The following is a 26,611-nucleotide window of genomic DNA, read 5'->3' as shown; positions in this document are numbered from 1 at the left end:
CCAATCCTATTCGGCCGCCTGGGCGAGCGGCTGAAGCGCCGGCTCGGCGGTCGGTTCAATTTCCTTTGACTCAGGGGCGCCGTGGTGTCCCTCGGCTGGTTCCTTTTCGCCGCGCTCGCGCAGCTGTTCGATCACCGCGTAGAAGACGGGCACGAAGACCAGCGACAGGATGGTCGCCGCCACCATGCCGCCGAAGACGGTGGTGCCAATCGACTGCCGGCTGGCCGCACCCGCGCCTGTCGCGAACATCAGCGGCAGCACGCCGAGGATGAAGGCGAAGGCGGTCATCAGGATCGGCCGCAACCTCAGCCGCGCGGCCTCCATCGAGGCCTCTACGATGGTGAGGCCTTCCTCGCGCCGTCGCCTTGCGAACTCGACGATCAGGATCGCGTTCTTGGCCGCCAGACCGATCAGCATGACGAAACCGATCTGCGAGTAGACGTCGATCTGCATGCCGCGCAGCAGGAGCACCACGAACGCGCCGAACAGCGCCAGCGGCACGGCGAGCAGCACCATGAAGGGCATTGCCCAGCTTTCATACTGCGCCGCCAGGATCAGGAAGACGAAGACGATCGCCAGCCCGAACACGACCGAGGCGATCGATCCGGCCTTGAGCTCCTGGAAGGTGATGCCGGTCCATTCGTAGCCGAAGTCGCGCGGCAGCACATTGGCCGCCGCCCGCTCCATGGCCGCCACCGCCTGACCGGACGAGAAGCCGGGGGCCGCGCCGCCATTGATCAGGGCCGAGGCATTGTTGTTGTAATGCGGCACGGTCTCCGGACCGACGATCGGCACCAGCTTGCCCAGCGTGCTCAGCGGCACCATGCCGCCCGACGCGTTGCGCACATAGAGCCTGGAGATGTCGGTGGCGTCGGCGCGCGCGTCCTTATCGGCCTGGATGGTCACCCGGAAGGTGCGGCCGAACAGGTTGAAGTCGTTGACGTAGAGCGAGCCGAGATAGATCTGCAGCGTGTTGAACACATCCGGCAGGTTGAGGCCGAGAAGCTTCGCCTTGCTGCGGTCGAGGTCGTAGTTGAACTGCGGCGTCGAGGTCGAGAAGGACGAGAACAGCTGCTGCGGGTTGAGCTCCGGCTGCTTGCGCGCCTCGGCGAGCAGTGCCTGCGTGACATCGTTCAGCGCGGCGCTGCCGCGTCCCGACAGATCCTCCACTTGGAACTCGAAGCCGCCGGTGGTGCCGAGGCCCGGGATCGAGGGTGGATCGAAGGACAGGGCAAAAGCTTCCGGAATCTGCAGCAGCTTGTTGCGCACATCGGCGACGAGCTTCGAGGCGCTCTGGTCCGGTCCGCGCTCGTCCCACGGCTTCAGGATGGCGAACTCCACCGCCGAGTTCGACTGCGCGGCGCTGGTGAGGAAGTTCAGGCCGCTGATCGAGCCGACGATGTCAACGCCGGGCGTGTTCTGCAGGATGTCGCGCGCCTTCTGCGCCACCGCGTCGGTGCGTTCGAGCGAAGCGCCGTCCGGCAGCTGGATGACGACGAAGAAATAGCCCTGGTCCTCCACGGGGAGGAAGGTCGAGGGCAATTTCTGCCAGACGAAATAGGTGGCGACGAGGCCGGCCGCGAACAGGCCGAGCATGATCCAGCGCAGCTTGATCAGGATGCGCACGCCGTGGGCATAGGCATGCGACAACCAGTCGAAGCCAGCGTTGAACCAGCGGAACAGCACGAACTGGGTCTCGCCGCGATGACGCAGGAAGGCAGCGCTCAGCGCCGGCGACAGCGTCAGCGAGTTGAAGGCCGAGATGCCGACCGAGATCGCCACTGTCAGCGCGAACTGGTTGTAGAGCCGCCCGGAGACGCCCGGGATGAAGGCGACGGGAATGAACACCGCCATCAGCACCGCCGTGGTGGCGATGATCGGTCCCGTCACTTCGGCCATTGCCGCGCGCGTCGCGGCAAGCGGCTTCAAGCCCGCTTCCAGCTGTCGCTCGACATTCTCCACCACCACGATCGCATCGTCGACGACGAGGCCGATCGCCAGCACCATGCCGAGCAGCGAGAGCATGTTGAGCGAGAAGCCCAGCATATACATGATCGCCAGCGTCGCGATCAGCGACACGGGAATGGCGATGGTTGGAATGATGGTGGTGCGCCAGCTCTGCAGGAAGATGAACACCACCGCCACGACCAGAACCAGCGCTTCGCCGAGCGTGATCAGCACGTCATGCATCGAGGCCGACACGAAGCGCGTCGTGTCGTAATGCATGGCGTAGTGGACGCCCTTCGGGAAGCGCTGTGACAGCTCCTGCATCTTGTCCTTGACCCGCTGCTGCAGGTCGAGGGCGTTGGAGCCGGGCATCTGGTAGACGGCCAAAACCACCGTCGGGTCCTTGCCGAAGAACGCGGATGACGAATATTGCAGCGCGCCGAGCTCGATGCGGGCGACGTCGCGCAGCCGCACAAGCGAGCCGTTCTCCGAATTGGCGCGCACGACGATGTCGCCGAATTCCTTCGGGTCGCTCAAGCGGCCCACCGCATTGACCTGCATCTCGAAGGCGGTCCCGGCAGGCGCCGGCGACTGGCCGATCTTGCCGGCGGCCACCTGCACGTTCTGCTCGGCGATGGCGTTCTGGACGTCGACGGCGGTGATGCCGAGATTGGCGAGCTTATCTGGGTCGAGCCAGATGCGCATCGAATAACGGCGCTCGCCGAAGATCTGCACGTCGCCGACGCCGGGCAGGCGCTTCAGCGGATCGACAACCTGCAGATAGGCGAGGTTGCTCAGCGCCACCGGATCGACCGAGCCGTCCGGCGAGGTGAGGTCGACGATCAGCACGAAATTGGGGTTCTGCTTCTTGATCGTCACGCCGCCCTGGTTGACGATGGCCGGCAGCGAGGACGCCGCTTGGCTGACGCGATTCTGCACGTCGACGGCCGCCGTGCTCAGCGGATAGCCAACGTCGAAGGTGATGGTGATGGTGGACGAGCCGTCGTTCGAGCTGGTCGACGACATGTAGGTCATGCCCTGCACGCCGTTGATCTGCTGCTCGAGCGGCGTGGTGACCGTGTCGGCCACAACCTGCGCGCTGGCGCCCGGATAATGGGCGCTGACCACGACCTGCGGCGGCGTGATGTCGGGGAATTGCGAGACCGGCAGCAGGAAATAGGCGATCGCGCCGGCGAGCACCATGATGATGGCGATCGCGGACGCGAAGATCGGGCGGTGGACGAAGAAGTTTACCATGATGCGCACACCTCGCCGAATGGCTTTGCGAAATGGCGCAGGCGCCGGGCCCGGCCGGAGCCGGAATCCGCCAGGAAGGATGGCAGGACTTCGTCGTCCGCCTGTTCCGCCGCGCGCGAGCGCAGCATCCGTTCGAAGGCTTTGGGGTCGACCCCGTCAGCCTTCATCACCAGCCGGATCATCGGATCCCGGATGGCTTCGTCGATCGTCAGGTCTTTGCGCTTTTGCATAGGAGCGGCTCCTTGCTCGGTCCGCATCGATTGATCACGGACCGCTTTTCTCGTTTTCACCGGCCGAAGCCGCATGACAGGCTGCTTTTTCGTCCTATCTCACTCTGGCAGGCTATCGGAGGGCCTTGTCGTTTGACGGGGAGTGATATAGGTGTTACCAGTAAGTAACATCTAAAAGTTACAGACCGGTAACACCCTAGTCAAGAGGTGGCGACGGTTTTTTTGGAAACGACGAAAGGAGATCATCATGAGTGACGGCGTCGCGGAGCGTTCCCGTCCCCGGGATCGAATCCTGGAGACGGCGCAGGACATGTTCCACAAGCACGGCATCAAGGGCGTTGGCGTCGACGCCATCACCGAGGCTGCCGGCACCAACAAGATGACGCTTTACCGCCATTTCGAGTCCAAGGACGAGCTGGTCGTGGAATGCCTGCGCGCCACGGCGGCGAAGGCTTCAAGGATCTGGGACGAGTTCGAGGCCAGGCATCCCGGCGACAAGCTCGCCCAGTTGCATGCCTGGGTCCAGAAGGCTTCGGAACTGCTCAGCGCCGACAGCCGCGGCTGCGACATGGCCAATGCGGCCGTCGAGCTCACCGAGACCGACCACCCGGCCAGGCGCGTCATCAAGGAGTTGAAGGAAGCCCAGCGCGAAAAGCTGGTTGCGCTTTGCCGCGATGCCGGCATCGGCCAGGCCGAGCTTCTCGCCGACACGCTGTCGCTGCTGCTCGAAGGTGCCCGCGTCTCGATGCAGAGCGTCGGCGCCGAAGGCCCGAGCGCGCAATTCGTGCGCATGGCGGAAAGCCTGATCGCTTCCTTCCGGGCGCGCTGAGCGCTTACGGAGACACTGCGCGCAAAGAAAAAGCCCGCTGCCGGGAGGAGGTGGCAGCGGGCTTGATTTCGAATACGGCACGGGAGGAGGTGTACCGCACTCAGCGCCGGTGTCTGGGAGGAGGAAGACATCCGACAGGTTCATAAATACGAGTTGCCCAACGATTCGGCAATTGCGAAACGTGCATAGCTGCTGTGCAGAATTGCGGCATCAATTATCAGACAAATCCGAAGAGCCGCCCGCCGGCACCCGTTGCCGGGCTACTGCACCGGCACGTTTTCCTTGAAGATCAGCCGCGGCTCGATGAATTTCTTGGTCAGGTAGGGGGCCGAGGAGGCGATCGAGCCGAGCAGGCGGATCACCGACTGTTCGGCGATCAGCCGCGCATTCTGGTCGATGACGACATCGGCGAGGTCATCGACGAGATAGCGCCGTGTCTCCTTGGTCAGGTCGTGGCAGATGAAGACCGGCTTCCTGCGCGGCTTGGCTTCCAGCAACGCCCTGGCGACGCCGGAGCGTCCGCCGCCGACGCAGTAGATGCCGAGCAGATCCGGTTCGTCGTGCAGCGCCTTGATGGTGGCGCGGTAGCTGGCGTCCGGCTCGTCGTTGATCTCGACGGCGCTGGACACGGTGAGATTGGGGAACTCCTCGCTCAGCACCGAGCGGAAGCCCATCTCGCGCTCCTCATGGCCGCGATAGGAGCGCGAGCCGACCATCATCGCCAGATGCCCGGTGCGGCCGCCGAGGAAGCGCCCCATCAGCAGCGCCGCTGTGCGGCCCGCCACGCGGTTGTCGATGCCGACATAGGCCGAGCGGGGCGCCGCCGGCACGTCTGAGACCAGCGTGACCAGCCTGATTCCCGCCTCGACCAGCTCGCGCAGGATGTTGCGTGTGCGCGGGTGATCGACGGCGATGACGCCGACGCCATTGGCCTTGAGCGACAGATTCTCCACAGCGCTCTGCAGCGCGCCGGGCGAAATGCCGGCAAGATTGTGGATGCGGCACGACGCGACCAGGGGCAGGCGCGCTGCATAATCTTCGATGTGGTGGGCGAGATCGGCCATGAAGGCGTTGGACCCGATCGGCAGGAAGAATTCGAGATGCGCCGGCTTCGACGGCAGCACGACCTGGTCGAGTGTCGGCAGATAGCCGAGCTGCTTGGCCGCTTCCATCACGCGCTGCCGGTTGGCCGCGCTTGCGCCCGGACGGTTGTTCAGCACCCTGTCGACGGTCGCGGTGGACAGGCCGCAGCTCCTGGCGATGTCGGCTACGGTGGCTTTCATGGGTCCAGTCATAGGATGGGATGCCAGCCCTGTCACGCCAAGTCAAAGTCAGCCGAAATCAGCCATGCTAGTCCCGGCCGTCTGAAATCGCATCGCGGATTTCCTTGTCCGACATGCCGGTGATGACGCGCTCGACCTCGGCCACCGTCGTCTTCTTCGGATCGATGTCGTCGGCCACCACCTTGCCCCGGCGCATCACCACGATGCGGTCGACCACCTGGAAGACGTGGTGGATGTTATGCGCGATGAAGATGCAGGAATGACCGGAGTCGCGGGCGCTGCGCACGAAACTCAAGACGCCTTGCGTCTCGGCGACGCCAAGATTGTTGGTCGGTTCGTCGAGGATGATGAGATCGCTGTCGAAATGCATGGCGCGCGCGATCGCCACCGCCTGCCGCTCGCCGCCCGACAGCGAGCCGATCGGCGTCGTCGGCGGGATGTTCTTGGTGATGCCGACTTGCCGCAGAAGGTCGCGCGCCACCGCGTTCATCGCCTCTTGGTCCATGCGGTTCAGGAAGCGCGGCGGCTTGATCGGCTCGCGCCCGAGGAACAGGTTGCGGGCGATCGAAAGCTGCGTGACCAGCGCCGAGTCCTGGTAGATCGTCTCGATGCCCTCGGCGATTGCGTCGCTGGTGCTGCGGAAATTGACCTTCTTGCCGCGCACGAAGATGTCGCCGCTGGTCAGCGGCACGGCGCCCGACAGCACCTTGATCAATGTCGATTTGCCGGCGCCGTTGTCGCCGAGCAGGCCGACGATCTCCTTTTCGTTGACGTGGAAATTGGCGTCCACCAGCGCCTGCACGCGCCCGTAGGACTTGCGGATATTTGCCATGCGGATCAGAGGCTCGGCCATCGTCTTAAGTCCCTGCCTGGTGCCGGCGTTCGAGCCACGAATGCAGCGCCATCATGCCGAGGATGATCGCGCCGATGAAGATGTTGTAGGCAAGCCCCGGCACCCCGATCAGCACGATGCCGTTGCGCATGACGCGCAGGATCAGGATGCCGAGCACCGTGCCGATGATGGTGCCGCGCCCGCCGGTCAGCGCCGTGCCGCCGATCACAACCATGGCGATGACCTCGAGCTCGTAGCCCGTGCCGCTGTTGGGGTTGGCCGCGGAGGTGCGCAGCGACGAGATCACGCCGGCAAGCGAGGCCATCACCGCCGAGAGGACGAACAGGCCGACCTTGACGCGGTTGACGTTGACGCCGCGGGCGCGTGCCGCATTGGGATTGCCGCCGGCGGCCTGGATCCAGTTGCCGGTCCGGCTCTGCGTCAGCACATAGCCCAGCACGATCGCTGCGCCGATGAACCAGAACAGCGAGGCATAGATGCGGAACGGGCCGACATAGAAATCGCCGACCAGGATGTTCGCCAGCCAGCTACCTTCGGCGCTCCAGGTCCGCTGCGGGAAGCCGTCGGTGATGAACAGCGCCGTGCCGCGCACGACCAGCAGCATGCCGAGCGTCACCAGGAAGGACGGGATCTTGAGCTGGGTCACGAACCAGCCATTCACCAGCCCGATCAGGGCCGCGACCACCAGCGCGATCAGCAGCCCCGCTTCCAGCGAGGTGACGCCGCTGTTGTAGAGCGTCCACATCAAGACCGGCGAGAAGCCGAACAGCGAGCCGACGGAAAGATCGAATTCACCCGATGTCATCAGCAGCGTCATCGCCAGCGCGATCAGGCCGAGCTCGACGGTGAAGGCCAGGATGTTGGAGATGTTCTGCGGCGACAGGAAGTCGGGATTGATGCCCCAGAAGACGGCGAGCTCGACGATGAGCAGCACCAGCGGACCGAATTCGGGCCGCGCGATCAGGCGTTGGACGAAGGAACGGTTTTCCATTGAACCCGCGACGTGAGGGCCGGCCTGCCTGTGAGGGCGGGCGCGGCGGGACAGGAAAAGGCAGTCGCGGCGTTGCCGTCGCGACCGCTCGGATCATTGGCTATTTGCCGGACAGGATCTTGTCGTAGACGCCGGCGGTGTCCTTCTCATAGAGCGCGCCGGTGATGACGTTGAAGCCCGGGGGAATGCCGCTCGCGGCCATGTTGGCAAGCGAAAGCGCCACATAGCTGGTCGCCTGCGGGTCCTGCCACTGCGCGGCGTTGACATAGCCGTTCAGCACTTCCTGCGTGGTGTCGAGCGAGTTGCCCCAGCCGACGACCGGGATCTCGCCCGGCTTGACGCCGACCTGGTCGAACACGCGCTTGATCGAGCCGGTGACGAGGTCGCCGAGGCCGATGATGGCCTTCACCTTGCCCTTGTGGGCGGTGAGGTAGTCGACCATGCGGTTGATCACCTCGGCCTGGTCGAGCGTGGCTTCGGTCACCTCATAGGTGATGCCGGCCGGCCCGAACACGCTCTTGATGCCTTCCTCTTCCTGCACGCCATAGGTGGCGCCGGGGATCTCGACCGGCATCCAGACGAAGTCGCCCTGCTTCACCAGGCCCTTGTCGACCAGGTACTGCGCCCAGTGCTTGCCGAAGGTGACGTTGTCGCCGCCGACATAGGCGTTGAAATTGGCTTTCGGGTCGGGCGTGTTGAAGTTGATGATCGGGATGTTGGCCGCGCGAGCCTCCTTGGCGAGCTCGATTAGGCTGCCCGGATCGGGGCTGGTGGTGACGATGCCGTCGGCCTTGGCCGAGATGGCGGCGCGGATCGCCTCCTGCTGCGAGGCAACGTCGCCATTATGGAACGACGTGTTGACCTTGTTGCCGGTGTCGCTTGCCCATTGCTTGGCGCCGGCAAGGAAGTAGGTCCAGACCGGGTCGGCCGGGCCGCCATGTGAAATCCAATAGAACGTCTTGGCCTGCGCCATCGCCGGAATGGCGACGAGCACGATCAAGCCAAGCACGAGCAGTCTTAGCCGCGACAGCATTCGATTTCCTCCCATGTTGAAACTCTCCCTCCACATCAAGCGCGATGCGGCCCTCGAACCGCACCTCCTGCCAGCGCCGAGCGGGACGCCCAGAGCATTCCCCTTTTTCCTGCGGTGGCAAGCCTCCGTCGCCAATGGATGTTGGGTGAGGCGCGTACGCCATCAGCAATCCCATCAGATTGCATCAGTTCAGGTGCTATTTTCTCGGGCAGGCGGTGCCGTTAGCGCTCGCTCTCTGTGGCGGGCTTGGACAACGTCGCCTCGGTTGGGCCCTAGAGAAGATTGGCCTTTGCCAGGTCGCGCATCAGATGGCTGGCGCCGTAGGTCCAATGCGCACAGTCCGGCGACAGGCGGACGCGGTTGGTGAGAGCGCCGAGCTTTTCCGACGAGATGGTGACGATGTCGCCGACCTTGTGCGTAAAACCCTTGCCCTTCTCGCCGCGGTCCTTCGACGGCACGAACATCGTGCCGAGATAGAGCGCCAGCCCGTCCGGATATTGGTGATGCGGCCCCATTGCCGCCTTGACCAGTTCTTCCGGCGACCGGCTGATTTCCGCCATCGAGCTCGCGCCCTCCAGCGAGAAGCCGTCCTCGCCCTCGACACTGAGCCGCACCGTGGCTCGCTTGACGTCGGCAATCGAGAAGGTCTCGTCGAACAGCCGGATAAACGGTCCGAGCGAGGCGGAAGCATTGTTGTCCTTGGCCTTGCCGAGCAGCAGCGCCGAGCGCCCCTCGACATCGCGCAGGTTGACGTCGTTGCCGAGCGTGGCGCCGACGATGCGACCCGAGCTGTCGGCGATCATGGCGATCTCCGGTTCGGGATTGTTCCAGGTAGAGACGGGGTGCAGGCCGACATCGGTGCCGAAGCCGACGGACGCCATCGGCTGGCATTTGGTGAAGATCTCGGCGTCCGGGCCGATACCCACCTCCAGATATTGCGACCAGGCCCCGCGCGAGATCAGCTTGGCCTTGATTTCCATCGCTTCCGGCGAACCGGGCTTGAGCTTCGACAAGTCATGGCCGATCAGGCTGGCGATGTCGGCGCGGATGGCGTCGGCCTTCTCCGCCGAGCCGCGCGCCTGCTCCTCGATGACCCGCTCGAGCAGGCTGACCACAAAGGTGACGCCGGAAGCTTTCACCGCCTGCAGGTCGACAGGCGACAGCAGGATGGGCTTCTTCGCATCGCGTTTGGCCTCGAAGCTGTTTGCCGCGATGTCGGCGAGCGCGCCGATCGCCTTGCCTTTGGCTGAGCGCAGGTAGTCGGCCGGATCCTTCAACTCGCAAAGATCGCGTACCGTCGGTGCCGCGCTCGAGGTGATGTCGATCACTTCGCCGTCTCGGACCGTGACCACCAGCGGGTGGGCGGCTTCGCTGGTCTTGGCGCGGCCGACGAAAAGTCCTTCGGCGGGCAATCGGGTCGGATCGGTCATGGCGCTGTTCCTCTCAATCTTGCGGGCGGCACTTTCCCCGGATTTAGCGCAAACGTCTATCCCGTCGATGCCAAGCTTTTATGGGCCATGGCTGTGCTGTCACATAGCCAGGATTTGTCTGGCCTATCGAGCGCTCTTTCAAATTCATGAAATCGACAATAGGATTTTCACGAAGTTTCAGCGCCGAGGTGATCTTTGCCCGCAGCCTTCTCCGATCCGGTCTGGCGGAAGCCTCGAATGGCGCCGGCCTTCCGGTCCGAACTGTCGTCCGGCGGCACGTTCGACGCGATCATTGTCGGCGGCGGCATCATGGGCCTGTCGACAGCCTTGCATGCGGCGCGCGCCGGTCTGTCGGTCCAGGTGCTGGATACCGGCGCGATCGGGCAGGGCGCTTCCGGTCTCAATGGCGGCCAGGTCATTCCCGGCCTCAAATACGATCCGGAATGGCTAATCGAGCATTTCGGCAATGAGCGCGGCGAAGCCCTGGTCGCGTTCGCCGCCTCGACGGCCGATGCCGTGTTCGATGTGATCCGCGACGAGAAGCTGGCTGTGCCGTTCACGCGCAATGGCTGGATCCAGGCCGCGCACACCGAGACAGCGCTGAAGGCCGCCGCCAACCGCGACCGCCAATGGCGCTCGCGCGGCGCCGATGTCGAACTGCTCGACCAGGCGGAGATGGCGGCGATGACCGGCGCCAAGGGTTATCTCGGCGGCTGGCTCGACCGCCGCGCCGGAATCATCGATCCGCTGTCCTATACGCTCGAGCTCGCCCGCGTCGCATCGGCCGCCGGCGCCGGCATCGCCGAGCAGCGGCGAGTGGTGAAGCTCGCCCAGGAGGCGGGCGTCTGGCGGGTCTCGACGCAAGGCGGCGCCGAGTTGCGTGCCAGATCGGTCGTGCTTGCCACCAATGCCTATACGGATGGACTGTTGCCCGGGCTTGCCCAGACCATCGTGCCGCTCCATTCCTTCCAGATCGCGACCGCGCCGCTGCCGGCGGAACTTGCCGCCAGCATCCTGCCTGACGGGCAGGCCGTTTCCGATTCCCGTCGGATCCTGGTCTACTACCGCCGGAGTCCCGATGGCCGCATGGTGCTGGGCGGACGCGGCCGCATGGCGCTGCCCTCAGGCGCCGCGGTCTGGGCGCATCTCGAACGCGCGCTCACCCGCCTCTATCCGGCGCTTGCCGGCATCGCCATCGAGAAGCGCTGGTTCGGCCGCGTGGCGCTGACGCCGGATCACCTGCCGCATCTGCATGAACCGGAAAAGGGCCTGCTTGCCGTCGTCGGCTGCCAGGGCAGGGGCGTCGGCCTGATGAGCGCCCTCGGCAAGCGCATGGCGAACTACCTTGCCAGCGGCGATGCCAGGCAATTGCCCTTCCCGCTGTCGCCGATCCGGCCGATCCCGTTCCACGCCTTTCGCCAGGTCGGCGTCGCCACCGCCATCACCTGGTATCGCATGCTCGACGCGTTCGAGCGCTGAGCGGAACCTGTGCAGCGCACAAGCGATTCAGCTTGACAGTTTCATGAGTATGAAAAATCATTAGGCGATTTCAGAATTTCGATGGGCAGTTCAATGTCGTCGACTGTCGTTGCAGCACGGCCCTTGCCGGAAAATCGCATCTCGCCGGTCTTCCGCTTCGCCATGCTGCTGCCGGGTGGGCTGGTCACATTCTTCCTGATCCTCTTTGCGCTCGGCCTTGTGGTCTTCCTCGCCTTCAGGGGCAATGACGGCTCGCTCCTCGGCGTCGGCCTGACGGCGGAGAATTTCCTCACCGTCGCCGCCGATCCGCTCTACTGGACGGTGACTCTGCGCTCGCTGGTCATTGCCGGCCTGGTCACGCTTGCGACGGTCGTTACCGCCTATCCGGTCGCCTATTACCTCGCCTTCCTTGCCGGCCGCCGCCGCAACCTTTTGCTCTTCCTGGTCACGCTGCCCTTCTGGACCAGCTATCTCTTGCGCGTCTTCGCCTGGAAGATCGTGCTCGCCTATAATGGCGTGCTGAATTCCGCCTTCATCGAGACCGGCCTCTGGAAGGAGCCGACGCTGGCCTTCCTCAACACGCCGGCCGCGGTGGTGGTGACGCTCGCCCATGCCTACGCGCCTTTCGCCATCCTGCCGATCTATGTGGCGCTGGACACGATCCCGAAATCGCTGCTCGAAGCCGCTTCTGATCTCGGCGCGCGGCCCTTCACCAGCTTCCGCCGGGTCGTGCTGCCGAATTCCATGCCGGGCGTGCTGGCCGCGGCGCTCGTCGTCTTCGTGCCGACGGTCGGCGACTATGTCACGCCGGCCATGGTCGGCGGCCCGGCCAGTACCATGATCGGCACGCTGATCCAGTCGCAGTTCGGCAAGGCCAATGACTGGCCGTTCGGCGCGGCCCTTTCGGTCTGCGTCATGCTGGTCATCCTGTGCGTGGTGCTCGTCGCGCGCGGCGCCGACCGCAGATTCGGCAGCCGCACATGAGAGCCCGGAGAGATACCAACGCAGGCGGCGGCTGGCTCGGCCTCTATGTGCTTGCGTATCTCGTCTTCCTCTATTTGCCCGTGCTTTTGATCCCGCTGTTTTCCTTCAACAACTCCATCCAGGCGGCGTTCCCGTTGCAGGGTTTCACGCTCGACTGGTACCGCACGCTCTACGGCAATCCGGCGCTCTCCGGCGCCTTGGCCAACAGCCTGGTCATCGGCGTCATCTCGGCCTGCGGGGCGACGCTCTGCGGCATCACCGTATCCTATATGGACCTCTATGGCCGTTCGCCGCTTGCCGCCACCATCAGCGCCATCGCCCGCCTGCCGATCCTGATCCCCGGCGTCATCGTCGGCATTTCGCTGTTGATCCTGGTCAACCTCATCGGCCTCGGCCCCTCGCGCGTCTCGATCGTGCTCGGCCACATCCTGGTCGCGCTGCCGACGACGGTGGTGGTCATGCGCAGCCGCTTCGCCGCCATCCCGAAGACGATCCGCGAAGCCGCGCTCGATCTCGGCGCTTCCGATTGGACGACGTTCCGGCGTGTCATGCTGCCGCTGAGCGCGCCCGCCGTGCTGTCAGCCTTCATGCTTTCTTTCCTGATTTCCTTCGACGAGTTCATCGTCGTCTTCTTCCTCGCCGGCACCGAGCCGACGCTGCCGCTCTACATCTGGAGCCAGCTGCGGTTCCCGCGCTCGCTGCCGACCGTGATGGCGCTGGGGACGGTGATCCTCAGCGTCTCCTTCATCATTGCCGGAACCGCCGAAATCCTGCGCCATCGCGGCCTCGGCGCCGCGCGCCGCAATCCAGCCTGAAGCACAACAAAGAAGAGGAGAACGAAAATGACTGTACACCTGAAATCGATCACCGGCCGCAAGGCCCTGGCGGGTCTCGCGGCCCTGGCCATGGCGCTGTCGTCGACGGTCGCTTTTGCCGCCGACAAGCTGCAATATTTCACCTGGTCGGGCTACGAACTGCCCGACTTCAACAAGAGCTTCCTCGCCGCCCATCCGGACGGCGTCGAGGCGACGATCTTCGGCGACGACGACGACGCCTTCACCAAGGTCAAGGCCGGCTTCCGGCCCGACATCGCGCATCCCTGCTACGACAAGGTGGCGCGCTGGAACAAGGAAGGCCTGCTGCAGCCGATCGACACCAAGCGCATCAAAAACTGGGATTCGGTCTTCCCGGTGTTCAAGAACCTGCCTGACCTGCAGGCAGGCGACGGCAAGGTGTGGATGGTGCCGTGGGATTGGGGCAACACCTCGATCCTCTACCGCACCGATCTGGTGAAGAACCCGGAGGCAAGCTGGAAGCTTCTGTGGGACAAGCAATATGCCGGCCGCATGGCGACCATCGATGCCGTGCATGACACGCCGATCGTCGCGGCCCTTCTGGCCGGCGTGAACCCCTTCGACATGACGCCGGACCAGATGGACAAGGTGGCGGCAAAACTGCGCGAGCAGCGGCCGCTGCTGTCGAGCTACACCACCGACATGACCTCGGTCGAGCAGGCGCTGGCGAGCGGCCAGCTGGTGGCGGCGATGACCTGGAACGCGTCCGCCACCTCGCTCAAGAAGCAGGGCGTGCCGGTCGAGTTCATGAAGCCGAAGGAAGGCATGCTGACCTGGGCCTGCGGCTTAGTCATGCTCAAGGACGCCAAGAACGTCGATCTCGCCTATGACTTCATCAACAGCCGGCTCGACGCCGACTCGGGCAAGTTCCTGATCCAGTCCTACGGCTATGGCAGCTCGCTCTCGACCGCTTTCGCCGGCGTGTCGAAGGACGAGCTCGACAAGCTGCAGCTGCCGGCGGACCCGGACGTGATGCTGAAGAGCACGATCTTCACCGGACCGATGAAGCAGAATGACGATATGGCCAAGATGTTCGAGAAAGTGAAGGCGGGGGGATGACTAGCTCCCCCTTCTCCCCCTGGGGGAGAAGGTGGATCGGCGCGCAGCGCCGAGACGGATGAGGGGTGCTCCAGCGGAGTGAGACGTCCGCGTTCCCTGGAACACCCCTCATCCGTCGCCTTCGGCGACACCTTCTCCCACAAGGGGAGAAGGGGGAGCCTGGCGGCGCTGCGCCGCGTCAGTGGAAAGACAATGAGGACGAATGCATGGATTTTCTTGACGAAGCGGCGGCAAAGCCGAAAGACGATGCCGATATCCGCGTCGGCCGGCGCGTGCGGGCGTTGCGCCTGGAGCGCAACCTCTCGCTCGCCGAGCTCGCGGCCAAGGCCGGCATCTCCATCGGCGCGCTGAGCCAGATCGAACGCGGCATGTCCTCGCTGCGCGTCAAGGTGATCTGGCCGCTGGCGGCAGCCTTGGACATCGAGCCTTCGGCGCTGATCACCGACGGCAATGAAGCGGTCAACGATCTCTATTGCGTGCGCGCCGACAAGCGTCGCGCGATCCCGGTGAAGTCCGAAGGCATCGCCAAGGCGCTGCTGTCGCCGCCCGCCGCCACGCTCACCGGCATGCTGGTCACGGTCGAGGCCGGCGGCGGCACGGCGGAAGCCTACGCCCATGCCGGCCACGAATTCGGCTTCGTGATGGCGGGCGAGGTCGAGCTGGTGGTGGACGCCACCACCTATGTGCTGAAAGCCGGCGACAGCTTCGCCTTCAAGAGCACGCTGCTGCATGCCTTCCGCAACCCCGGCGCCGAGCGCTGCCAGATACTCTGGGTCAACACGACCAAACCGTCCGAGGTGCGCGATGGCGCCTGATGCGCTCGTTCGTCTCGAAAAGTATCGAAAGTTTTTCCCGGTGGCGTGGTCGGCCTCGATGCCGTCGATCTCGATATCGCTCCGGGGGAGTTCCTGACCTTGCTTGGCCCGTCCGGCTGCGGCAAGACGACCAGCCTGCGCGTCATCGCCGGGTTCGAGAGCCCCTCGAGCGGCAACGTCCTGCTCGAAGGCCGCGACATCACGGGCTTGAGGCCCTTCGACCGTCCGGTCAACACCGTCTTCCAGGATTATGCGCTGTTCCCGCATATGGATGTCGCGGCCAATGTCGGCTTCGGCCTGTCGCTGCGCAAAATATCCGGCGCCGAGCAGGCAAAACGCGTCCGCGACGCGCTCGACATGGTCGGCCTCGCCGACAAGCTGCGCGCCCGCGTCTCGGAACTCTCGGGCGGCCAGCGCCAGCGCGTCGCTTTGGCCCGCGCCATCGTCTGCGAGCCGCGTGTGCTGCTTCTGGACGAGCCGCTGTCGGCGCTCGACGCGCATCTGCGCGAGCAGATGCAGGTCGAATTGAAGCGGCTGCAGTCGCGGCTCGGCACCACTTTCGTCATGGTCACGCACGACCAGACCGAGGCGCTGTCGATCTCCGACCGCATCGTCGTCATGAACAAGGGCCGCATCGAGCAGATCGCAGCGCCGGCAACGCTCTACGACCGGCCCGCGACGCGCTTCGTCGCCTCCTTCATCGGCACGATGAATCTCTTGCAGTCGCGCTTCCAGTGCCGAGACGGCGAACGCCTGCGCTTCGCCGCCGGCGAGCTGCCGCTGGAGGCGACCTCAGACAGCGGCGAGGCGCCGGCCGCCGGCGACACACGTACGATCGGCGTGCGCCCGGAAGATCTTTTAGTCGCCACCGAGGCCGCGGAAGGAAGCGCACCGGTGCGGGTCAGCGGTGTCGTCTTCCACGGCCGCACGCTGCGCCTGCATGCCGAGCTCGGGCAGGGGACTCCGATCGTCATCGATACGCCGCGCCGCGCCGACGGTTTTCAGTTCAGCGTCGGCGACGTGGCGCATGTCAGCCTGCGCCGTGGCGCCAACTGCCCCATGCTTTCCAGCTGACGGGGAAGGCCCAAGGCTCACGAGGCCTTGGCGAAGAATCCCTGATAGTCGGACTTGGCCTGCAGCAGGCGCAGGATGTTCTCGCGCGAGCCGCGCACATGCGCGCGGGCGCGTTCGCCGGCCAGAGCCACATCGCCGGCGCAGATCGCGTCGACGATACCGGCATGCTCCTCGCGCGTGAGCTTCCATTCGTCCAGCCACAGAAGCTCGGTCCAGACATATTGCTGGCACTTGTCGAGGATGCCGCAGAGCATGCCGGAGAGCATTTCGTTGCCGCCGATCTCGGCGATCACCCGATGCAGGTCGATGCCGACCTGCAGCTCCTCGAATTTCTCGCGCGTGCTGCGATCCGGGATCGCCGCCAGCCGCTCGCATTCGGCGAGCATCCCGCGCAGCTTCGCCTTGTCGGCGGCGGTCGCGTTGGCCGCAGCCAGCTCGGTCGCGCGACCGTCGAGCAGTTCGCGGATGTCGAAGGCCTCGCGGAACATGGTCAGGTTGAACTCGGCCACGACATAGCCCTGGCGCGGCCGGCCGATCACCAGCCCGTCGCGCTCCAGCCGGTTGAAGGCCTCGCGCACCGGCGTGCGGCTGACCTTGAGGCGCTCGGCGATCTCGTTCTCCGTCACGCGGCCGCCCGGCGGGATCTGGCCGGTGATGATCAACGCCTTCAGCTTCTCGAACACCGAGTCGCGCAGCGTGTTCTTTCTTTCCTTGCTCAAACGTCCCGCCTCCAACGGTCAGTCATGGAATCGCAGTCTAGTGCCTTTTAGCGCCTGCTTGAACAGACCCTGTCGCGGCGGCGCGCGGCCGCTCCGAGCTGCCCCGCTTCTCCACGATCGAAAAACCCGAAGCCCGTGTTGACATCGGCTTCCAGAGAATTACACTCAAAATTGTATACAAATTCGCATACCAAATCAACGATAACGGGAACACCGGTTGGAGAAGCGAAAATGACGAAGAGACTTTGCATTCACGGGCTGGTTGTCGCCGGCCTGCTGGCTTCCGTCGCCGTTCCGGCGTCGGCCGCCGACACCATCACCGTCGCCTCATGGGGCGGCACCTATCAGGAAGCGGAGACCAAGGCCTTTTTCGATCCGACAGCCAAGGATCTCGGCGTCACCATCAAGCAGGACACCACCAACGGCCTCGACGACGTGCGCCTGCAGGTCACCGGCAATGCCGTCAAATGGGACATCACCGAGCTCGGCGCCGACGAATGCGCGCGCGGCTCCAAGGAAGGCCTGTTCGAGAAACTCGACTACAACGTCATCGACAAGAGCGGCATCAACCCGAAGCTCGTCCATGACGATTGGGTCGGCATCTCCTACACCTCGGTGGTGCTGATCTACCGCACGGATGTTTTCGGCGACAAAGGCCCGAAAACCTGGGCCGATTTCTGGGATGTGCAAAAATTCCCCGGCCGCCGCGCGCTCTCCGGCAGCCAGGCGACGGAGACGCTGAGCGTCGCCGCTTTGGCCAAGGGCATTCCGATCGACAAGGTCTATCCGGTCGATATCGACGGCGCGCTGCAATCCGTCGACAAGGTCAAGGGCCATATCGACGCCTGGTGGACCTCCGGCGCGCAGGCCATGCAGCTCGTCAAGGACGGCGAGGTCGACATGGCGAGCATCTGGAACGGCCGCGCCGGCACCCTGAAGAAGAGCGGGGCCCCGGTCAGCTTCTCCTTTGACCAGGGCGTGCTGACCGCCGACTGCATGGTCATCCCGAAGGGGTCGAAGAACAAGGACCTCGCCATGAAGGCGCTGGCCAAGTTCGTCAGCCCGGACCTGCAGGCAAACCTGCCGCTCTATGTCGACAACGGCCCGGCCAACGAGAAGGCCTTCGAGACCGGCAAGATCCCGCCCGAGCGCATCAAGGACATCAATTCCGCGCCGGAGAACGTCAAGAAACAGGTGCTGCAGGACCCGGCCTTCTGGCGCGACACCCTCGTCGAGGCGACGGAGAAGTTCAACAACCTGATCCAGCAATGACGATCGTACCGGAGCGGCGTCCTCGCGGCGCCGCTCCGCATCGTTTCGCAAAAATGATCCGGAGTTGAAGGAGATGCTCTTGTCTCTCGCGCAGTCCGCGCTTCCCATCGGCATCAGCGGTATCGAGAAGCGCTTCGGTGCGGTCTCCATCCTCAGCGATCTCAGCCTCGATGTCGCGGCGGGCGAATTCCTGACGCTGCTCGGGCCTTCCGGCTCGGGAAAGACGACCTTGCTGATGATCCTGGCCGGCTTCGTGCGGGCCAATGCCGGCTCCATCAAGGTCGGCGGCGAGGAGATCATCACCATGCCGCCGCACAGGCGCAACATCGGCATGGTGTTCCAGAACTATGCGCTGTTTCCGCATATGAACGTCTTCCACAACATCGCCTTTCCGCTGAAGCAGCGCCGTGTGTCGGCGGCCGAAACAGCTGAACGCGTCGAGCGGGCGCTGGACCTGGTGCAGCTGAAAGGCCTCGGTGAGCGCCGTGTCGACCAGCTCTCCGGCGGCCAGCGCCAGCGCGTCGCCTTGGCCCGCGCCATCGTCTTCGAGCCGCGCATCGTCTTGATGGACGAGCCGCTGTCGGCGCTCGACAAGAGCCTGCGCGAGCATATGCAGATCGAATTGCGCAACCTGCATCGCAGGCTCGGCATGACGACGGTCTACGTCACGCACGACCAGCGTGAGGCGATCACCATGTCGGACCGCATCGCCGTCATGAATGCCGGGCGCATCGAACAGATCGACCAGCCGGAAGGTCTTTACGCCAGGCCTCGGACGAAGTTCGTTGCCGGCTTCATCGGCGAGTCCAGCTTCGTGCCCGTCGAGAGCCGCAATGGCAGCGTCTGGTACGAGGACAGGAAGTTGCGCATGAACGATGCGGCGCCATCCACTGGCCGGCATCTGATGGTGGTGCGGCCGGAAAAGCTGCGCCTGGTTGCCGACGTCGGCGAGACCGGCGTCAACCTGCTGCCGGCGACCGTCGGCGACATCATCTACCAGGGCGACAGCTTCGTCTGCTACGCGACCCTGAAGGACGGCCGGCAGGTGACGTTGCGCGACTACTGCCGCTCCGACGTGCTGGCGAAACTGCCGGCGCCGGGCGAGCCGATCATGCTCGGCATCGATGCCCAGGACGTCGTGCTGGTGGCTGACCAATGAGCCTCGCATCCGCCAGCCTTGATCGTGCCGTCGGCCCGGATCGTGCGCTCAATTCCGATGCGCTCAACGCCGATGCGCGACGGGAAGTGCGCGGCATCCTCGCGCTGCTGTCACCCGGGCTCTTCCTGGTCTTCGCCGTCATCATCGTGCCGATCGGCTGGCTGTTCTGGCTTTCGCTGTTCGATGAGAGCGGCCAGCTCAGCGCCGCCAATTACGCGCGCTTCTTCGAGCAGGCGTCCTACATCAAGACCTTCGCCACCACCTTCAAGGTGGCCTTCACCGTCACCGGCGCCTGCGTGCTGCTCGGCTATCCCTTGGCCTATATGCTCTCGCAACTGCCGCGCCGCGCGGCGTCGATTTGCCTGATCTTCGTCATCCTGCCGTTCTGGACCTCGGTGCTGGTGCGCACCTATGCCTGGCTTGTCATCCTGCAGCGCAAGGGGCTGGTGAACACGTGGCTGATCGATCTCGGCGTCATCTCCCAGCCGCTGCCGCTCGCCAACAATTTCGCCGGCGTGGTCATCGGCATGACCCACATCATGCTGCCCTTCCTGGTGCTGCCGCTCTACGCCTCGATGAAGACCATCGACGCCGACTGCCTGCGCGCCGGCATGAATCTCGGCGCGAGCCCCGCCGCCACCTTCCGGCAGATCTTCTTTCCGCTGTCGCTGCCGGGCCTGGCTTCAGGCTTGGTCATCGTCTTCGTGCTTTGCCTCGGCTTCTTCGTTACGCCGGCGCTGATGGGCGGCGGCAAGGTGATCATGTGGGCCATGCGCATGGAGCAGACCACCAGCCTCTATTCCAACTGGGGCGCGGGCGCAGCACTTGGCGTCGTGCTGCTCGCCGTCACGCTGGCGCTGCTCGGCCTCTTCCACTGGCTGCTCGGCACTCGCGCCACCGGGGTCTGGAGCCGGCGATGAGCATGGAAAACGCCCTGCCGATCTCGCATCGGCAACGCCTCTGGCTCTACGCGCTCGGCGGCCTCGTCATGCTGTTCCTGATCGCCCCGTCGGTGATCATCGTCATCATGTCCTTCTCAGGTTCAAGCCTGCTGCAGTTCCCGCCGCAGGAATGGTCGCTGCGCTGGTATGAAAGCTATTTCGGCTCGCTCGAATGGCGCGACGCCACCATCGTCTCGGTCAAGGTAGCGGTGATGACGGCGATCGTCGCGACGCTGCTCGGCACTGCCGCCGCCTACGCCATCAACGCCCGCACGCTGCGGCTGACGGGCGCCATCAATGCGCTGCTTACGGCATCGCTGATCATCCCGGTCATCCTGATCGGCATCGGCACTTTCTTTCTCTATGCCCGCATCGGCCTCAACAACACGCTGACCGGCCTCGTCATCGCCCATACCGTGCAGGCGCTGCCGCTGGTCGTGCTGACCGTGCTGTCGGGGCTGCGGTCCTACGACATGAACCAGGAGATGGTCGCGCGCAGCCTCGGCGCCGGCCGCTTCTCCGCGTTCTTCCAGGTGACGATGCCGCAAATCAGATTCTCGATCGTCTCAGGCGCGCTGTTTGCCTTCATCACCTCCTTCGACGAGGTGGTGGTGTCGCTGTTCATTTCCGGCGGCGAGACCACGACGCTGACGCGCCGCATGTTCAATGCGCTGCGCGACCAGATCGATCCGACGATCGCCGCCATTTCGACTTGCCTGATCGTGCTATCGATCGTCTTGTTGTCCGCCGCCCGGCTTTTCGGCCGCGGACGTTGATATAGGATACCAGAACCAGCATGCGTGACTTCCAGTTTCCCGGCCGCTCGCCGGTCCGCGCCACAGAGGCGATGGCCGCGACCTCGCATCCGCTTGCCACCCTTGCCGCGATCGACATGCTGCGCGCCGGCGGCAATGCCATGGACGCCGCCGTCTGCGCGGCCGCGGTCCAGGCGGTGGTCGAGCCGCAATCGACGGGCATCGGCGGCGACTGTTTTGTGCTCTATTGCCCGAAGGGGCAGGGCGAGGTGATCGCCTTCAACGGCTCTGGCCGCGCGCCCGCCGCCGCGACCATCGACTGGTACCGGGACAAGGGATTCAGCGAACTGCCGCTGCATGGCCCGCACGCGGTCACCGTTCCAGGCGCCGTCGACGCCTGGTGCCGGCTGCTGGAAGACCACGGCCGCAAGGGCTTGGCCGATGCGCTCGCTCCGGCCATTCACTATGCGGAAGAAGGCTATGTCGTGCACGACCGCGTCGCCTTCGACTGGCACGACCCCGAGACCGACCTGTCGGCCGACGAGGTTGCGACGCGCATCTTCCTGCCAGGCGGCAAGCCCCCAAAAGCGGGGGACATCCATCGCCAGCCGGAGCTGGCGGAGACGTTGCGCATCATCGCCAGGAAAGGCCGCGCCGGTTTCTACGAAGGCGAGGTCGCGGACGATCTGGTCGGACGCCTTCGCGCGCTCGGCGGGCTGCACACGCTGGAAGACTTCGCCGCGACCAGGGGCGATTACCGAACCCCGGTCAGCGCCTCCTATCGCGGTCACGACATCCACCAGATGCCGCCGAACAACCAGGGCCTGACCGCGCTTCTGATGCTGAACGTGCTTTCGGGCTTCGATCTCGGCAGGCTCGATCCCGAGGGCGCCGAGCGCCTGCATCTGGAGATCGAGGCAGGGCGCCTGGCTTACCAGGACCGCGATGCGTTCGTCGCCGACCAGGATCATGTCGACGTGCCGGTCCAGGCGCTGCTTTCCAGCGCCTATGCCGACAGCTTGCGCGCCGCGATCGACCCCGAGCGCGCCATGACCCATCTGCCGCGCCTCGATCTTCCCGGCAGTGACACGGTCTATATCAGCGTCGTCGACCGCGACCGCAACGCGGTCAGCTTCATCAACTCGACCTATTATTCCTTCGGCAGCGGCGTCGTCGGCCCGAAGACCGGCGTCGTGCTGCAGAACCGCGGCTCCGGCTTCCGCCTCGATCCGAAGCACCCGAACGCGATAGCGCCAGGCAAGCGCCCGATGCACACCATCATGCCGGGCATGATGACGAGGAACGGCCGCGCTATGATGCCCTTCGGCGTCATGGGCGGCGGCTACCAGCCCTTCGGCCATGTGCATGTCGTGAGCAACATGATCGACTTCGGCATGGACCCGCAGCAGGCGATCGACGCGGCCCGCGTCTTCTACAACCACGACGTCGTCGAGGCCGAGCGCAGCGTGCATCCCGATGCCGTCGAAGGTCTGCGCCGGCGTGGTCATCGTGTCGTGGAGCCCGGCCACCCGCTGGGCGGCGGCCAGGCGGTGCTGATCGACTGGGAAAAGGGCACGCTGACCGGCGCGTCCGATCCGCGCAAGGACGGCCTGGCGCTTGGATATTGAGCAGCGCTGGACATCGGCCGATCGTTCGAAACATAGTCGAGAACCATGACAAGCAGCGAAAACCCCACCGATCTTGCTCATCGTCTTGCCCCCGGCGCCGACGACGCGCCGGCGATCCTGGCGCCCGACCGCGCAGCTCTTTCCCATGGCGGGCTGCGCCACCTGATCCGCGATACCGTGGCACGGCTCAACGCGCTCGGCATCGGCCGTGGCGATCGCGTCGCCATCGTGCTGCCCAACGGCCCCGAAATGGCCACGGCCTTCATCGCCGTGGCGGCGGCCGCCTCCACCGCGCCGCTCAATCCAGCTTACCGCGCCGACGAGCTCGATTTTTATCTGACCGACATCGGCGTCAAGGCGATCCTCGTCGGCAAGGATGAGGCAGGTCGCTCGGTCGAGGCGGCCGCGCGCCTCGGCATCCCGGTGCTTCGTCTGGTCGTGTCGGAAGGGTCGCCCGCCGGTATCTTCACGATCGAGGGCGCTCCGGTCCGGCCGCCGGTTTCCTCCGGATCGGCCGAGGACGGCGACGTTGCGCTTCTGCTCCACACCTCCGGCACCACCTCGCGCCCAAAACTCGTGCCGCTCAGCCACGCCAATCTCGCCGCTTCGGCTGCGCATATCGGCGCCACGCTCGGCCTGACGCCGGCCGACCGCTGCCTCAACATCATGCCGCTGTTCCACATCCACGGCCTGATCGCCGCGGTGCTCTCCTCGCTCGCCGCCGGCGGCAGCGTCTTCTGCACGCCGGGCTTCAACGCGCTGCGTTTCTTCCAATGGCTCAGCGAGGCGAGACCAAGCTGGTACACGGCGGTGCCGACCATGCACCAGGCGATCCTGCCGCGCGCCGCCCGCAATCCGGAGCAGCTTGCCGAAGCGAAGCTGCGCTTCATCCGCTCTTCTTCGGCTTCGCTTCCGGCGCAAGTGATGGCCGAACTCGAAGCGACCTTCGGCTGCCCGGTGATCGAATCCTACGGCATGACCGAGGCCGCGCATCAGATGGCATCCAACCGTCTGCCGCCTGGCCAGCGCAAGCCCGGCAGCGTCGGCGCGCCGGCCGGACCGGAAGTCGCCGTCATGGCGCCGGACGGGCGATTGCTCAAAGCCGGCGAGATCGGCGAGATCGTCATTCGCGGGCCCAACGTCACCGCCGGCTATGAGAAGAACCCGGATGCCAACGCCAGCGCCTTCGCGCATGGCTGGTTCCACACCGGCGACCAGGGCGTGCTCGACGAGGACAATTACCTGCGCGTCACCGGCCGGCTGAAGGAGATCATCAATCGCGGCGGCGAGAAGATCTCGCCGCTCGAGGTCGACGACGTGCTGATGGACCATCCGGCGGTGGCGCAGGTGGTCACCTTCGCCATGCCGCATGACAAGCTGGGCGAAGAGGTGGCGTCCGCTGTCGTGCTGCGCGAGGGCCAGAGCGCCAGCGAGGCCGACATTCGCGGTTTCGCCGCGACCCGGCTCGCCGATTTCAAGGTGCCGCGCAAGGTGGTGATCCTCGACGAGATTCCGAAGGGCGCCACCGGCAAATTGCAGCGCATCGGCCTCGCGGCAAAGCTCGGGCTCGGCTGATGCGCATCACGGTCTTTGGCGCCGGCGCCATCGGCGGCTATCTTGCCGCGAAACTCGCGATCGCCGGCTCGGTCGATCTATCGATCGTGGCGCGCGGCGCGCATCTGGAGGCGATCAAGGCTGGCGGACTCCGCCTGATCGAGGACGGCAACGAGACAGTCGCGCGGGTGAGGGCTGCCTCCCGTGCGGAAGACCTCGGCGTGCAGGACTATGTCGTGCTGGCGCTGAAGGCGCATTCACTGGCGCCGGCGCTCGAGCAGATCGCGCCGCTGCTGGGCGAGGGCACAGCCGTCGTCACCATGCAGAACGGCGTGCCCTGGTGGTATTTCCACAAGGCAGGCGGTGCGCTCGAAGGCACGCGGCTCGACGCGGTCGATCCAGGCGGTGCGATCTGGCAGCGCATCGGACCGGAGCGCGTCATCGGCTCCATCGTCTATCCCGCCGTCGAGGTCGACGCGCCCGGCCTGATCCGCCATGTCGAGGGCACGCGCTTCTCGCTGGGCGAGCCTTCGGGCGAGAAGACCGAGCGGGCCGCCGCCTTGGCGCGCGAAATGGTCAAGGCCGGGCTGCAGGCCCCGGTGCGCGAGGACATCCGCTCGGAGATCTGGGTGAAGCTCTGGGGCAATCTCTCCTTCAACCCGATCTCGGCGCTGACCGGCAGCACGCTTGCGGCCATCGTCGCCGATGAAGCCACGCGCGCCGTCGCCCGCGCCATGATGCTGGAGGCGCAGGCGATCGGGGAGCGCCTCGGCGTGCGCTTCCTCATCCCCGTCGACCGCCGCATCAAGGGCGCCGGCGATGTCGGGGAGCACAAGACCTCGATGCTGCAGGATCTCGCGCGCGGCCGCCCGATGGAGATCGACGCGCTGGTGACGGCGGTGCAGGAGCTCGGCCGCCTGACCGGCCAGCCGACGCCGACCATCGACAGCGTGCTGGCGCTGGTGCGGCGGCTGGCGATCGAGCGCGGGTGTTATTAGAGGAACGCCGGTCCTGAAGCTCCGTCACTCCGATAGCTCTAACTGCCACAATGAACAAAAATAGAACAAAAGGGTTTCGCTCGAATTGACTCCGCGAGGAACACTTTCCTATTTCGTAGGGCATGCCGGAGCCCAGCAGCAGATCCCGACGCGTCGTCCAGACGCTAAGCCGTGCCCATGAAATCGGGCAGTTAATCCGCGTCCGGTGCATCAACTGCAACATCACCCATCACTACCTCCCCGGAGATCTCCTCAAGCTCATGGGGGACATTCCATTCTGGGACGTCGAGCGGCACATGCGGTGCGAGCGCTGCAAGCGGCGGGAGTTCGACGTGGACATTCTGCTGCCCAGCGCCGTCCAGGGCGTGAAGATACGCGTGAGGCGCCTTGTGGGGGTGCGTATGGTGCGGCGGGTGATCTGGCGAGACGAAAAAGATTGATAGATCATCTCCTCGCCGGGTCAGAGCCCGGTCAAAGTAGTGACATTTGGCCACCCGCCGCATTCCCGGCATTTGGGAACTTGATCTGCGTGGCCGGCTTCTCGACAATCGCCAAGGCGTCGTCCGGGGCTGTCCGCTGCATGTGCCGCGCTTCGGGCCACGGGGCTGTGAGCCAGGTGTCCACCTCCTCGCGGGTGGTGAGGATCACCGGCATAGCCTTGTCGTGAATGGGCGCTATGAGGGCGTTGGGCTTGGTCGTAAGGAAGCCGTAAAGCTCAAAGTCTCCAGGCCCGTCCTTGACCCTGCGGACCCCCTGCCAGCGCGTCCACATGCCAGCGAAAAAGAACAGGGGTCGGTCCCCGCTTCGCGCAAACCAGTAGTTCCGCTGTATGCCCGTCTCGGGATCCTTGTCGTTGGGCGTGGGGCTCGGCTCCGCGAAGCTTGTGACGGGCACCACACAGCGGTTCTCCACGCCGACATATTGCTGCCAGTGGCCATACTGCGGATTGCGGATGTTGGTGGTCCCGTAGTCCGCCTTGCCCTTCACCCGCTCTGCCGGCGTTGGCATGCCCCACAGCAGCTTGGCAAGCTCACGCTGGCCATCGGGGGCATTGCGGACCACTGCGCCGAGCATGTTGGGATAGACGTCCAGCGAGGGCTCAAGGTTGCCCATGATGTCGCGCATAGCGCGGGTCCACTCGCGGATGGCGTCCTGGCTTGTGGTGATGTTGTAGAGGTTGCACATCTGCCCACGATGCCTCAGCGATCGCGCGTAATCCAGAAACAAAAATGGCCCACGGACCTGTACTGGTCGGTCGAACATGCCTGCATCTCGAACCTCTCTAAGGTCTCCTTTCGGGTTTCCACGTGGCCGGCCAACTGGCCGCGCACCATTGCCCCCTGCTGCAAGGCGCTGGCGGGAACTGGATTGTTGGGTTCTGATGGCGCGGCATCGCCATCCTGACACGAATTGTCACCTGCCGAGCGACGCACCGCTGGCAGGCGAACAATCGGTTCCTACTTGATG

At 65.0% G+C, this 26,611-nt stretch carries 22 protein-coding genes and 1 pseudogene; 14 read left to right on the top strand and 9 right to left on the bottom strand.

Translation table 11 applies throughout. The features are described 5' to 3' along the window. Positions 1-6 precede the first annotated feature (6 nt). Both EJ069_RS17175 and EJ069_RS17170 read right to left on the bottom strand, forming a co-directional pair. Complete coding sequence (locus tag EJ069_RS17175; protein ID WP_126062308.1) at positions 7-3,204, bottom strand: multidrug efflux RND transporter permease subunit; 3,198 nt, start codon at positions 3,202-3,204, stop codon at positions 7-9. Continuing rightward, a complete protein-coding gene (locus EJ069_RS17170; protein ID WP_245456148.1) occupies positions 3,198-3,509 on the bottom strand; it encodes a hypothetical protein in 312 nt (103 codons plus the stop codon). Before EJ069_RS17170 ends, EJ069_RS17175 begins: the two co-directional genes overlap by 7 nt. 172 nt (positions 3,510-3,681) lie before the next feature. Between EJ069_RS17170 and EJ069_RS17165 the strand changes: the two genes are divergently transcribed. Continuing rightward, positions 3,682-4,263: a TetR/AcrR family transcriptional regulator gene (locus EJ069_RS17165; protein WP_042645875.1), complete on the top strand. Its 582-nt coding sequence runs from the start codon at positions 3,682-3,684 to the stop codon at positions 4,261-4,263. Between the two features lie 260 nt (positions 4,264-4,523). Here the strand turns inward: EJ069_RS17165 and EJ069_RS17160 are convergent, their stop codons facing one another. The 5 genes from EJ069_RS17160 to EJ069_RS17140 form a co-directional block, all read right to left on the bottom strand. Then, on the bottom strand, positions 4,524-5,546 hold the full coding sequence (locus EJ069_RS17160) for a LacI family DNA-binding transcriptional regulator (protein ID WP_126062307.1): 1,023 nt from the start codon (positions 5,544-5,546) through the stop codon (positions 4,524-4,526). Between the two features lie 67 nt (positions 5,547-5,613). Further along, positions 5,614-6,399, bottom strand: coding sequence for an ATP-binding cassette domain-containing protein (locus EJ069_RS17155; protein WP_126062306.1), 786 nt, complete (start codon positions 6,397-6,399; stop codon positions 5,614-5,616). 4 nt (positions 6,400-6,403) lie between these two features. Continuing rightward, positions 6,404-7,390, bottom strand: coding sequence for an ABC transporter permease (locus EJ069_RS17150; RefSeq protein ID WP_126062305.1), 987 nt, complete (start codon positions 7,388-7,390; stop codon positions 6,404-6,406). Between the two features lie 100 nt (positions 7,391-7,490). Next, positions 7,491-8,423, bottom strand: a complete 933-nt coding sequence (locus EJ069_RS17145; RefSeq protein ID WP_126064769.1) for a substrate-binding domain-containing protein — start codon at positions 8,421-8,423, stop codon at positions 7,491-7,493. A gap of 272 nt (positions 8,424-8,695) precedes the next feature. After that, a complete protein-coding gene (locus tag EJ069_RS17140) occupies positions 8,696-9,853 on the bottom strand; it encodes a fumarylacetoacetate hydrolase family protein (RefSeq protein ID WP_126062304.1) in 1,158 nt (385 codons plus the stop codon). A 237-nt stretch (positions 9,854-10,090) separates the two neighbouring features. On the opposite strand from EJ069_RS17140, the gene EJ069_RS17135 reads away from it, so the two are divergent. From EJ069_RS17135 to EJ069_RS17110, 6 genes and pseudogenes are all read left to right on the top strand, one after another. Continuing rightward, entirely contained in the window at positions 10,091-11,332 is a 1,242-nt protein-coding gene (locus tag EJ069_RS17135) for an FAD-dependent oxidoreductase (protein ID WP_245456146.1), read from the top strand. A 93-nt stretch (positions 11,333-11,425) separates the two neighbouring features. Then, positions 11,426-12,316, top strand: coding sequence for an ABC transporter permease (locus tag EJ069_RS17130; protein ID WP_126062302.1), 891 nt, complete (start codon positions 11,426-11,428; stop codon positions 12,314-12,316). Beyond that, on the top strand, positions 12,313-13,131 hold the full coding sequence (locus EJ069_RS17125) for an ABC transporter permease (RefSeq protein WP_126062301.1): 819 nt from the start codon (positions 12,313-12,315) through the stop codon (positions 13,129-13,131). The genes EJ069_RS17130 and EJ069_RS17125 overlap by 4 nt, the downstream gene beginning before the upstream one ends. 27 nt (positions 13,132-13,158) lie before the next feature. Next, entirely contained in the window at positions 13,159-14,229 is a 1,071-nt protein-coding gene (locus tag EJ069_RS17120; RefSeq protein WP_126062300.1) for an ABC transporter substrate-binding protein, read from the top strand. A gap of 206 nt (positions 14,230-14,435) precedes the next feature. Beyond that, on the top strand, positions 14,436-15,044 hold the full coding sequence (locus EJ069_RS17115) for a cupin domain-containing protein (protein ID WP_126062299.1): 609 nt from the start codon (positions 14,436-14,438) through the stop codon (positions 15,042-15,044). Continuing rightward, a pseudogene (locus EJ069_RS17110) lies at positions 15,034-16,118 on the top strand (ABC transporter ATP-binding protein). Before EJ069_RS17115 ends, EJ069_RS17110 begins: the two are co-directional and overlap by 11 nt. Positions 16,119-16,135: 17 nt before the next feature. Here EJ069_RS17110 and EJ069_RS17105 read toward each other — a convergent pair. Further along, positions 16,136-16,837: a GntR family transcriptional regulator gene (locus EJ069_RS17105; protein ID WP_189475847.1), complete on the bottom strand. Its 702-nt coding sequence runs from the start codon at positions 16,835-16,837 to the stop codon at positions 16,136-16,138. Positions 16,838-17,068: 231 nt separating this feature from the next. Between EJ069_RS17105 and EJ069_RS17100 the strand changes: the two genes are divergently transcribed. The 7 genes from EJ069_RS17100 to EJ069_RS17070 all read left to right on the top strand — a co-directional run bounded on the left by EJ069_RS17100 (position 17,069) and on the right by EJ069_RS17070 (position 25,144). Beyond that, positions 17,069-18,109: an ABC transporter substrate-binding protein gene (locus EJ069_RS17100; RefSeq protein ID WP_126062297.1), complete on the top strand. Its 1,041-nt coding sequence runs from the start codon at positions 17,069-17,071 to the stop codon at positions 18,107-18,109. A 79-nt stretch (positions 18,110-18,188) separates the two neighbouring features. Next, entirely contained in the window at positions 18,189-19,268 is a 1,080-nt protein-coding gene (locus tag EJ069_RS17095) for an ABC transporter ATP-binding protein (RefSeq protein ID WP_126062296.1), read from the top strand. After that, positions 19,265-20,188: an ABC transporter permease gene (locus tag EJ069_RS17090; RefSeq protein ID WP_126062295.1), complete on the top strand. Its 924-nt coding sequence runs from the start codon at positions 19,265-19,267 to the stop codon at positions 20,186-20,188. The genes EJ069_RS17095 and EJ069_RS17090 overlap by 4 nt, the downstream gene beginning before the upstream one ends. Further along, complete coding sequence (locus EJ069_RS17085) at positions 20,185-20,985, top strand: ABC transporter permease (protein ID WP_126062294.1); 801 nt, start codon at positions 20,185-20,187, stop codon at positions 20,983-20,985. The genes EJ069_RS17090 and EJ069_RS17085 overlap by 4 nt, the downstream gene beginning before the upstream one ends. 20 nt (positions 20,986-21,005) lie before the next feature. Then, a complete protein-coding gene (gene ggt / locus EJ069_RS17080) occupies positions 21,006-22,592 on the top strand; it encodes a gamma-glutamyltransferase (RefSeq protein WP_126062293.1) in 1,587 nt (528 codons plus the stop codon). A 45-nt stretch (positions 22,593-22,637) separates the two neighbouring features. Next, entirely contained in the window at positions 22,638-24,167 is a 1,530-nt protein-coding gene (locus EJ069_RS17075) for an acyl--CoA ligase (protein WP_126062292.1), read from the top strand. Then, complete coding sequence (locus EJ069_RS17070; protein WP_126062291.1) at positions 24,167-25,144, top strand: 2-dehydropantoate 2-reductase; 978 nt, start codon at positions 24,167-24,169, stop codon at positions 25,142-25,144. Before EJ069_RS17075 ends, EJ069_RS17070 begins: the two co-directional genes overlap by 1 nt. A gap of 471 nt (positions 25,145-25,615) precedes the next feature. Here EJ069_RS17070 and EJ069_RS17060 read toward each other — a convergent pair whose 3' ends face one another. Next, positions 25,616-26,329, bottom strand: a complete 714-nt coding sequence (locus EJ069_RS17060; RefSeq protein ID WP_126064768.1) for an SOS response-associated peptidase — start codon at positions 26,327-26,329, stop codon at positions 25,616-25,618. Between the last annotated feature and the right edge of the window lie 282 nt (positions 26,330-26,611).

Origin of the sequence: Mesorhizobium sp. M2A.F.Ca.ET.043.05.1.1 (assembly GCF_003952445.1) — a bacterium.
In the GTDB taxonomy this organism is placed as follows: Bacteria; Pseudomonadota; Alphaproteobacteria; order Rhizobiales; family Rhizobiaceae; genus Mesorhizobium.
This window is presented reverse-complemented; position numbering and strand designations above follow the sequence as displayed.